General features: G+C 71.1%; 6 protein-coding genes and 2 pseudogenes. 5 read left to right on the plus strand and 3 right to left on the minus strand.

Annotated elements, in window-relative coordinates; all coding sequences use genetic code 11:
• Positions 1-93 precede the first annotated feature (93 nt).
• Positions 94-1425, plus strand: coding sequence for a glycosyltransferase (locus tag BJF83_RS12410; protein WP_083678509.1), 1332 nt, complete (start codon positions 94-96; stop codon positions 1423-1425).
• Here BJF83_RS12410 and BJF83_RS12415 read toward each other — a convergent pair.
• The 3 genes and pseudogenes from BJF83_RS12415 to BJF83_RS12425 all read right to left on the minus strand — a co-directional run bounded on the left by BJF83_RS12415 (position 1400) and on the right by BJF83_RS12425 (position 4545).
• Positions 1400-2858, minus strand: a pseudogene (locus BJF83_RS12415) (ATP-binding protein). The gene BJF83_RS12410 and the pseudogene BJF83_RS12415 sit on opposite strands and share 26 nt — an antisense overlap.
• Positions 2855-3559: a response regulator transcription factor gene (locus BJF83_RS12420; protein WP_075926404.1), complete on the minus strand. Its 705-nt coding sequence runs from the start codon at positions 3557-3559 to the stop codon at positions 2855-2857. The pseudogene BJF83_RS12415 and the gene BJF83_RS12420 overlap by 4 nt, the downstream one beginning before the upstream one ends.
• Before the next feature lie 56 nt (positions 3560-3615).
• Positions 3616-4545 carry a CoA ester lyase gene (locus BJF83_RS12425; RefSeq protein WP_075926405.1) on the minus strand — a complete coding sequence of 310 codons (930 nt, stop codon included), beginning with the start codon at positions 4543-4545 and terminating at the stop codon, positions 3616-3618.
• 159 nt (positions 4546-4704) lie between these two features.
• Between BJF83_RS12425 and BJF83_RS12430 the strand changes: the two are divergent.
• From BJF83_RS12430 to BJF83_RS26740, 4 genes and pseudogenes are all read left to right on the plus strand, one after another.
• Positions 4705-7029, plus strand: a pseudogene (locus tag BJF83_RS12430) (molybdopterin-dependent oxidoreductase).
• Between the two features lie 213 nt (positions 7030-7242).
• On the plus strand, positions 7243-7461 hold the full coding sequence (locus tag BJF83_RS12435; RefSeq protein ID WP_075926412.1) for a hypothetical protein: 219 nt from the start codon (positions 7243-7245) through the stop codon (positions 7459-7461).
• A complete protein-coding gene (locus BJF83_RS12440; protein WP_075926406.1) occupies positions 7458-8297 on the plus strand; it encodes a helix-turn-helix transcriptional regulator in 840 nt (279 codons plus the stop codon). The genes BJF83_RS12435 and BJF83_RS12440 overlap by 4 nt, the downstream gene beginning before the upstream one ends.
• A 138-nt stretch (positions 8298-8435) precedes the next feature.
• Positions 8436-8549: an albusnodin family lasso peptide gene (locus BJF83_RS26740; RefSeq protein ID WP_143831861.1), complete on the plus strand. Its 114-nt coding sequence runs from the start codon at positions 8436-8438 to the stop codon at positions 8547-8549.
• Positions 8550-9394 lie beyond the last annotated feature (845 nt).

Here is a 9394-nt window from a genome sequence, read left to right on the forward strand (position 1 = left end):
TCCGTCGTCACCGCGAGGTCGGTGTCGGTCAACCCGGGTGCTCCGCACTCGCGCCCACTCCGCGCCCCGACCTCGCCCGCGGGAGAACTCTCGATGTCGACGTCCTTCGTCTCCCCCGCCTCCTCCGCTCCGCGGACCCGCCGGGTCCCTCCCGGAACGCGTCCCCCCGACACGAAGGGACGCGGTGTCCGGCTCCTGATCGGGACCGACACCTACCCGCCCGACGTCAACGGCGCGGCCTACTTCACCGCCCGCCTGGCCCGGGGGCTGACCGAACGCGGCGTCTCGGTGCACGTCGTGTGCCCCTCTCCCGAGGGGCGACCGTCCGTGGTCGAGCGGGACGGGGTGGTCGAGCACCGGTTGCGGTCGATGCCCTCGCTCTCCCACGAGAGTGTCCGACTGACCGTCCCGGTCGGGACGCGCGGACACCTGGACCGGCTGCTGTCCCGGCTGCGGCCGGACGCGGTGCACGTCCAGAACCACTTCATCGTCGGCCGGACGCTCACCCGCGCCGCGCGCGACCACGGCGTTCCGGTCGTGGCCACCAACCACTTCATGCCCGAGAACCTGTTCGACTACCTGCACGTGCCCGAGGCGCTGCGGGCGCACGCGGCCCGCCTCGCGTGGTGGGACCTGCGCGCGGTGCTGTCGGGGGCCGAGCACGTGACGACGCCGACTCCGACCGCGGCACGGCTGCTGCGCGACCAGGGCTTCTCGCGGACTGTCGAGCCGGTCTCCTGCGGGATCGACCTCGTCCGCTTCAGCCCGTCGCGGGGCGGTGCCGCCGAGCGGCGGGGCCTGCGCGCCCGGTTGTGCCTGCCCGACCGGCGCACGATGCTCTTCGTGGGGCGCCTGGACGAGGAGAAGCGGATCGACGACCTGATCCGCGCGGTCGCCCGGGTGCCCGACGTCCAACTGGCGCTGGTCGGGAAGGGGAGTCGCCGACGCCGGCTGGAGGAGCTGGCCGTGGCGGAGGGCGTCGCCGACCGGGTGCGCTTCCTCGGCTTCGTCGCCCACGCCGACCTGCCGGACGTGTACCGCTGTGCCGACGTGTTCACCATCGCGAGCATCGCCGAACTCCAGAGCATCGCCACGCTGGAGGCGATGGCGAGCGGGCTTCCGGTGGTGGCGGCGGACGCGATGGCACTGCCGCACCTGGTGGAGGTGGGGTGCAACGGGTACCTGTTCCCGCCCGGTGACCACGAGACTCTGGCGCTGCGAGTGGCGGACGTGGTGGCCGACGACGTTCGGCGACGGGGGATGGGCGAGCACAGCCGGGGCATGGCGGCCCGGCACCGGTGGGAGGACTCGCTGGATCGGTTCGAGCGAATCTACCGGGACGCGTCCCGGGGCCTTCCGGACAGGGCTCGGACACCGGGCGACCGGCCAGTCCGTGCGCTCAGCCCGGTTCCGCGGGGGGCGTGAACGGCGGCAGGTGGAAGCCGACGACCGTTCCGCCGCCCTCGCGGTTGCGCGCGAACACGTCCCCGCCGTGCGCCCGGGCGATGTCGCGGACCATGGCCAGCCCGAGGCCGGACCCGGGCAGGCCCCGGGCCTCGGTGGCGCGGTAGAACCGCTCGAAGATCCGGTCGAGCTGGTCGGGGGCGATGCCGGGTCCGCGGTCGAGTACCTCCACGACACCCCCGCGCACGCGGATCTCGATCGGGGCAGCGCCTCCGGGTCGAATTTGGCGGCGTTCTCCACCGGGTTGGCGATCGCGCGTTCCAGGGAACCGGGACGGCCCCACACGACACTGGCGTCGGCGTCCACGACGATCTCCCGGCCCGTGCGCCGCCGGGTCCGGACGGCGACGCGCTCGGCGACCTCGCCCAGCGTGACAGCGCTCTGGGGCTCGTCCTCCCGCTCGCCGGTGGCCAGGCCGACGAGCTCGTTGACCAGCGTGGTCAGCTCACGCGTCTCGCCGCGCAGGTCGTCGATGAGCCGATCGCGCGCCTCGGGGCTGAGGCGGTCCACCCTGCCGAGCACCTGCACGTTGGTGTAGAGGCTGGTCAGGGGCGTGCGCAGTTCGTGAGCGGCGTCCTGGACGAGGCGGCGCTGCTCGTCCTTGGAGTGTGCGAGGCGGGCGAGCATGGCGTCGAACGCGCTGCTGAGGCGGCCCACCTCGTCCTGGCCGCCCTCCCCGGCGCGCTCGCCGTCGCTGACCGGGTCCAGGCGTCCGGTGGAGCTGACGTACTCCGCGGCGTCGGTGAGACTGACCAGGCGCTGGGTGGTCCGGTGGCCGACGAGCCATCCGGCGGCGGCGGCGGCCAGTGCGACGAGCAGGCCGGCCCACAGGATCTGGGTGGCGAGCCGGTCGATCATCTGCTCCACCGGGGACAGGCGTTGCACGAACTGGATGGCGCCCGCCTCACTGCCGATGGAGACCGTGGCGACGCGGAACTCCAGATCGTTGGAGGTCACCTCCTGGACGTCGGTGACGCCGGGGTCCGCGGAACGGGCGATCTCCAGGGAGCGCTCGTCCGTGGGCAGGATGACGATCCGCTCGGGTGAGGCGGTCGGGAGCCGCCGGGCGCGTCGGGGCTGAGGTACTGGGTCTGGAAGTGATCGTTGGTCATGATCACGAGGCCGGTGACGACCGCGTCCGGCCCCCCGGAGCCGTGTTGGGTGACGAGCTGTTCGGAGAGCTCCTCGACCGTGCGGTCGAACTCGTCCCGGGCGTCGGTGCGGATGAGAGACGCGGCGGTCGTGTAGGCGAGCGTGCCCACGAGCACGATCGTCACCGCCGCGACCAGCGCGAACAGGACGGCGAAGCGGGTGCCCAACCGCCAGTCGCGCGGCTGGGCGAGCAGCTCGCGCCACCGGGGGCGGGACGTCCCGTTCCGGTTCGGCGTGTTCATGCGCGCAGTGTGTACCCGACACCGCGGACAGTCTGGATGAGCGGCGGGCCGCCGCCCTCCAGCTTGCGGCGCAGGTAGCTGATGTAGACGGCGAGGTTCTTGGACTCGGGGCCGAAGTCGTAGCCCCAGATCCGGTCGTAGATCGTGGCGTGGTCGAGGACGATGCCCGCGTTGCGGACCAGGAGTTCGAGGAGGTCGAACTCGGTCTTGGACAGGTCGATCTCGCGGTCGCCGCGCCAGACGCGGCGGGCGAGCGGGTCGAGCCGCAGCTCGCCCGCCTGGAGCGGCCCCTCCGGTTCGCCCTCCTCGGTGACGGGGGCGGCGCGGCGCAGCAGGGCGCGCAGCCGCGCGAGGAGTTCGTCGAGCTCGAAGGGCTTGGCGAGGTAGTCGTCGGCGCCCGCGTCGAGTCCCGCCACCCGGTCGGGGGTCTCCACGCGCGCGGTGAGCATGAGGATGGGGGTGCGGTCCTTCTCGGCCCGCAGCACCCGGGTCACGCCCAGACCGTCGACGCCGGGCATCATCACGTCGAGGACGAGCAGGTCCACCGGGTCGGCGTGCACGGAGGCGAGGGCCTGGACACCGTCCGCCGCCGTGCGCACCTCATAGCCCTCCAGTTGGAGTGCGCGTTCCAGTGACTCCCTGATCGCCCGGTCGTCATCGGCGACCAGCACGGTGGCCGCGGACGAGGAGGTGGCTTCCATGCGCACATGCTCCCGTATCCGGGTGAGAGGCCGGTAAGAACCCGGTGAGGCGCGTGTCAGGAGGTGCGGCGGAGCCCGGCGGCGCGCCCCTTGCCCGCCACGACCAGCGCCATCTTGCGGGAGGCCTCGTCGAGCATCTCGTCGCCGAGCATGACCGCGCCGCGGCGGTCGACGGTGGTGGCGTGCTCGTAGGCGTCCAGGATCAGCTCGGCGTGGTCGTAGTCCTCCTGGGTCGGGGCGTAGACCTCGTTGGCCGCCTCCACCTGGAGCGGGTGCAGGACCCACTTGCCGTCGAACCCGAGCGCCGCGGTGCGGGAGGCCGAGCGCCGGAAGGCGTCCACGTCGCGGATCTGGAGGTGGGGGCCGTCGACGGCCTGGAGACCGTGGGCGCGCGCGGCCGTGAGGATGCGCATGAGAACGTGGTGGTAGGCGTCGCCGGTGTCGTAGCCGGGCGGCTGCTCGCCGACGACCAGGCTCTTCATGTTGAGCGAGGCCATGAAGTCGGCGGGGCCGTAGACGAGCGACTCCAGGCGGGGCGAGGCCGCGGCGATCGCGTCGACGTTCGTCAGGCCGCGCGCGTCCTCGATCTGCGCCTCGATGCCGATCCGACCGACCTCCAACCCGACGGCGCGTTCGATCTGGGTGAGCAGGGTGTCGAGCCAGTGCACGTCGCGCGCGGAGGTGACCTTGGGCAGGACGAGGCAGTCGAGTGCGGCCCCGGCGCCCTCCACGACGGCGATCACGTCCCGGTACGCCCAAGCGGTGGACACGTCGTTGACGCGGACCGACCGCAGCTTCCGACCCCACCCGCCGTCGTTGAGCGCCCGCACGACGTTCTCGCGCGCGGCCTCCTTCTCCAGGGGTGCGACGGCGTCCTCCAGGTCCAGGAAGAAGGCGTCGACGTCCAGTCCCCGTGCCTTCTCCACGAACCGGGGGTTGGATCCCGGCACCGCGAGGACCGACCGCCGCGACCTGAGTTCACCCATCGCCGTTCCCGTTCCGTTCGACCGTCCGCGCCGCCGCCTCCGTGCGGCGCACGCCCCGCCCTTGGCCGGGTCGGGGGGCTCATCATCGCACCGGGCGGTGCGTAGGGTGTGGTCCGGGGCTCCGACGCGCCCCGGAGAGCACGAGGACCGGGAGTGACCATGGCCGCCACGCGCCACCCGACCAGCGCCCACTGGGGCAGCTACCAGGTCGTCGTCGACGACGGCCGCGTGGTGGGCGTGCGCCCGGACCCCGACGACCCCGCGCCGTCGCCCGTGATGGGCAACACCCCGCAGGCCCAGCACCACGCCTCGCGCGTGGCGCGACCGGCCGTGCGCCGCCGCTGGCTGGACCGCGGGCCGGGGCCGGACCCGCGCCGGGGCGACCCGCGGGACGAGTACGTCGAGGTCGAGTGGGACACCGCCCTGGACCTGCTCGCGGGCGAACTGGACCGGGTACGCGGCGAGCACGGCAACGCCGCGATCTACGGCGGCTCCTACGGCTGGGGCAGCGCGGGCCGCGTGCACCACGCGCAGAGCCAGCTGCACCGGTTCCTCAACACGATCGGCGGGTACACGCGCTCGCGGGCGACCTACAGCCACGGGGCCGTGGAGGTGCTCATGCCCCGGCTGCTCGGGACGCCGGGCGCCAACCGCCTGCTGCACCGCGCCCCGGCGTGGTCCCAGATCCGGGAGCACACGGAGCTGCTGGTGTCCTTCGGCGGGCTGCGGGTGTCGAACACCTGGACGTCGTCCGGGGGGCGTGCCGCCCAGACCGCGCTGCCCGCGATGCGCGACGCCGCCGACGCGGGTGTGGAGTTCGTGTCGGTGTCGCCGCTGGCCGACGACACCGACGAGGGTGTGCGGGCCGAGTGGGTGCCGATCGCGCCGGGCGCCGACACCGCCGTCCTGCTGGCGCTCATCCACGTGCTGTTCACCGAAGGGTTGGCGGACACCGCCTTCCTGGACCGGTACACGGTGGGTGCCGACCGGCTGCGCGCCTACGTGAGGGGCGAACGCGACGAGCACGGGCGTCCCGGCGGGGTGGCGCGCTCCCCCGAGTGGGCGGAGGGGGTCAGCGGTGTTCCGGCCGACCGGCTGCGGGCGCTGGCGCGGCGGATGGCCGAGCGCCGGACGCTGGTCAACGTGGGCTGGTCGGTGCAGCGTGCCCGGTACGGCGAGCAGCCGTTGTGGGCGGGGCTGGCGCTGGCGTGCTGCCTGGGGCAGGTGGGACTGCCGGGTGGCGGGTTCGCGTCGGGGTACGGGTCGATGGGCAACTACGGCGGCGGGTCGACCCCGCTCGGTCTGCCCCGGATGCCGCAGGGCGACAACCCGGTGGACGCGTTCATCCCGGTGGCGCGGGTCGCGGACATGCTGCTGAACCCGGGCGGGCGCTACCGGTTCGACGGCGCCGACCTGCGGTACCCGGACGTGCGGCTGGTGTACTGGGCGGGCGGCAACCCGTTCCACCACCACCAGGACCTGGCGCGGCTGAGTCGGGCGTCGGCCGGGCGGAGACCGTGGTGGTGCACGAGACGCACTGGACGGCGACCGCGCGCCACGCCGACATCGTCATTCCGTCGACGACCGTGCTGGAGCGCGACGACCTGACCGCGAGCAAGGGCGACCTGACCGTCCGCGCGATGCCGCGCGCGGTGCCGCCGCACGGGCAGGCGCGCGACGAGTACGACACCTACGCCGACCTGGCCGAACGCCTGGGTGTGCGCGAGGAGTTCACCGAGGGCCGGACGAGCGGTGAGTGGCTGCGGCTGATCTACGGGCGCTGGCGATCGCTGGCGGCGCGCCGGGACTGGAGGTGCCCGACTTCGACGCGTTCTGGGCGCGCGGCCGGGTGGAGATCCCGGGGCGGGTGGAGGACGAGGCCCTGTTCGGGGAGTTCCGCGCCGATCCGGACGGGCGCCGCTGCGGACGCCGAGCGGGCGGATCGAGCTGTTCTCGGAGACCATCGCGTCGTTCGGGTACGAGGACTGCCCCGGTCACCCGGTGTGGCTGCCGGGTCCGGTGGTCGGGGCCGGGGACGGCGCATGGCCGCTCGTGCTGCTGGCCAACCAGCCCAGCGGGCGGCTGCACAGTCAGCAGGACATGGGGGCGTACAGCCGGTCGCAGAAGGTCCGCGAGCGCGCGCCGCTGCGGATGCACCCGGACGACGCCCGTGCCGCCGGGGTCGGCGACGGTGAGGTGGTGCGGGTGAGCAGTCCGCGCGGTTCGTGCCTGGCGGGGCTGGTGGTCAGCGACGCGCTGCGCCCGGGGGTGGTGCAGCTGTCGACGGGGGCCTGGTTCGACCGGTCGGCGGCGGGGGTGACCTGCGCGCACGGGAATCCGAACGTGCTCACGGAGGACGTGGGGACGTCGTCGCTGTCCCAGGCGTGCACGGGGCAGCTGACGCGGGTGCGGGTGGAGCCGTTCACGGATCCGCTGCCGCCGGTGCGGGCCTTCGAGCCGCCGCGGGGGGTCGCGTCGGACTGACCGCGCGCGTTCCGTCTGTCGACGGGGGCCTGGTTCGACCGGTCTGGCACCACGGTCGGACATCCGACCCCTGGCACGGACATCTCCGACAGGATCTGGCCTGGCCATCCTCTGATGGCCAGAAGTGGACACCAAGAGTGGTTGCTCAGGCACAGTCGATCATGAAGCCTTGAAGAGAAGCGAATATTCGCGACTAGGCGAGAGTGAGTGCTCATGCGGCTGACCTTCCTCGGCACCGACAGTGAGGGCGGCATGTGTCCAACCTTGTACGAGACCGATCGAGGCACGATCGTCGTGCAGGGCTACAAGGTCACGGACCCCGAGGCGATGGGAGACGTCCGTGACCTGGCTGACAACGAGACCCTCGTGGAGATCCCTCGGCAACACCATGAGTACGACCGGAGTGCACCAAGGAGTTTCACGCATAGATGACCCACAGCATCGAACGAGCCCGGCGTGGTCTGGGCCAGCGCCTCCGCAAGTTGCGCGGATCAGCGGGGCTCACCGGAAACCAACTCGCGAATCAGCTGGGGTGGAGCCAGTCCAAGGTCTCCAAGATCGAGACCGGCCGTCAGGCACCCAGTCCGGAGGACGTAGCCGCGTGGGTGCGCGCCTGCGGTGCTCCGGAGGCGCACACCGATCTCCTGGCGCGGCTCCGGAACCTGGAGTCGATGTGGGTCGAGTGGAAGGAACAACTCGGTGGTGGGCTGGGCGGCATCCAGTCACGGATAGTCACCGAGGAGGAGCGGGTCTCCCAGTTCCGGGCCTACGAGTCGATGATCATCCCGGGGTTGCTCCAGACACCGGGGTATGCCGCCGCTGTTCTGGAGATGGTCAGCCGCAGGAACGGGACCGCGATAGGGCTCGCAGAGACCGTTGAGCAGCGGATCAGGCGCCAGGAGATCCTCTATCGGCGGGACAAGCGCTTCCATTTCCTCATCGCCGAAGCGGCACTCCACCACAGGCGCGGGGACCGGGACACCATGATAGAGCAAATCGACCGGTTGATTTCAGTTTCCGGACTTTCCAATGTATCTGTAGGAATCATCCCTTTTGATGCGCCACCCCCGTATCTTCCTCTCCACGGTTTCTGGGTCCAGGACGAGGACGCCGTCATCATCGAGACCGCGTCCGCCGAGCTGACGCTGACGCACCGAAGCGAGATCGAGCAGTACCTGCATGTCTTCGAGATGGCCTCAGCCGGAGCCCGCTTCAACGACGGAGCCAGAGAGCTACTCCACAGAGCCACACGGGTTATGAGCTCATAAGGCACACGGCCTCCACTATTCTCCATTATTCTCGCCGCCCGACCGGATACGCATTCTTGTCGAATAGGCGAGAATCTTCGTCGACGGAAACGTGTCTGCTGCCTAACGTGGTGCCACACCACTCCGAAGGGAGACCGGATGGAAGAGCAGCACGACGACACCCCTGACGTCATCGTCCTGGGGAACGCCGCCGACCTGACACTGGGCAGCGACGACCAGAGCATCGAGAGCAAGCAGTCGCCCTACGACTAGACCGACTCATCCCTCGTGTGTGGCGGTCCGGGAGGCGGGCTGCCACACCTCTCTGATGCCAGGAGGTTCCATGAGATGGTTCGGCGGCTGTGCCGCAGGACCGGCTGACGCTCCGGTTCCCGTAGATGCGGACCTGTTGTGGACCGACCCGCCCCTGTGGACGGTGGGACCGTGGCGACACCAGCACGTTCGTACCATCATCCGCACTGACTCGCGTCTGGCCGTCATCGGCCCGTGCTCGGCGACCGATCTGGAGTTCCAAGCTGCGATGGACACACCGGACCTGGGAACGACGATCGGGAGTTGGGCCGGGTCCTTCACCACCCTCCGCAGCACTGCGAACAGGGTGGAGATCCTCACCGACACCTCCGGCGCGTGCCCTGTGTACACCACTCGTACTGACGACGGCCAGGTCATCTGGGGATCCAGTTCGCGCGCACTGGCCGCTTTGACCAGCGCCGACGTGAATCGTGTCTGGCTGACCGCATACCTGGCCGACAAAAAACGCCGTTCCCCGGGACCAAAGTGCGTGGGAAGGCGTGAACCTGGTTCCGCCAGGCCACCGGCTGGTCTTGGAGGTCGGCGGTTCAACCGTAACGCGGTGGTGGATACCGGAGAAAAGGCCGCGAAACGAAGCACTCGACCGCATTCGTACCGCACTGATCGAGGGCGTACGCTCACGGGCGACCGGAGAGCGTGTCTCGACCGACCTGTCCGGGATGGACTCGACCACCCTGGCGACCATCGGGTCATGTCCCTTGGAGTGGTGTAACTTCACAACCGCACTAACCCCCGGGATGTGACCCGGGACCGATCTCGCTGGGGCCCCTCTGCCGCCCTGGTCC

Source organism: Nocardiopsis sp. CNR-923, assembly GCF_001942255.1.
Lineage (GTDB): Bacteria > Actinomycetota > Actinomycetes > Streptosporangiales > Streptosporangiaceae > Nocardiopsis.

Coding starts and splice junctions, on each gene's coding strand:
- BJF83_RS12420 (WP_075926404.1), bottom strand. CDS start 3,559: ATGGAAGCCACCTCCTCGTCCGCGGCCACCGTGCTGGTCGCCGATGAC.
- BJF83_RS12425 (WP_075926405.1), bottom strand. CDS start 4,545: ATGGGTGAACTCAGGTCGCGGCGGTCGGTCCTCGCGGTGCCGGGATCC.
- BJF83_RS26740 (WP_143831861.1), top strand. CDS start 8,436: ATGGAAGAGCAGCACGACGACACCCCTGACGTCATCGTCCTGGGGAAC.
- BJF83_RS12435 (WP_075926412.1), top strand. CDS start 7,243: ATGCGGCTGACCTTCCTCGGCACCGACAGTGAGGGCGGCATGTGTCCA.
- BJF83_RS12440 (WP_075926406.1), top strand. CDS start 7,458: ATGACCCACAGCATCGAACGAGCCCGGCGTGGTCTGGGCCAGCGCCTC.
- BJF83_RS12410 (WP_083678509.1), top strand. CDS start 94: ATGTCGACGTCCTTCGTCTCCCCCGCCTCCTCCGCTCCGCGGACCCGC.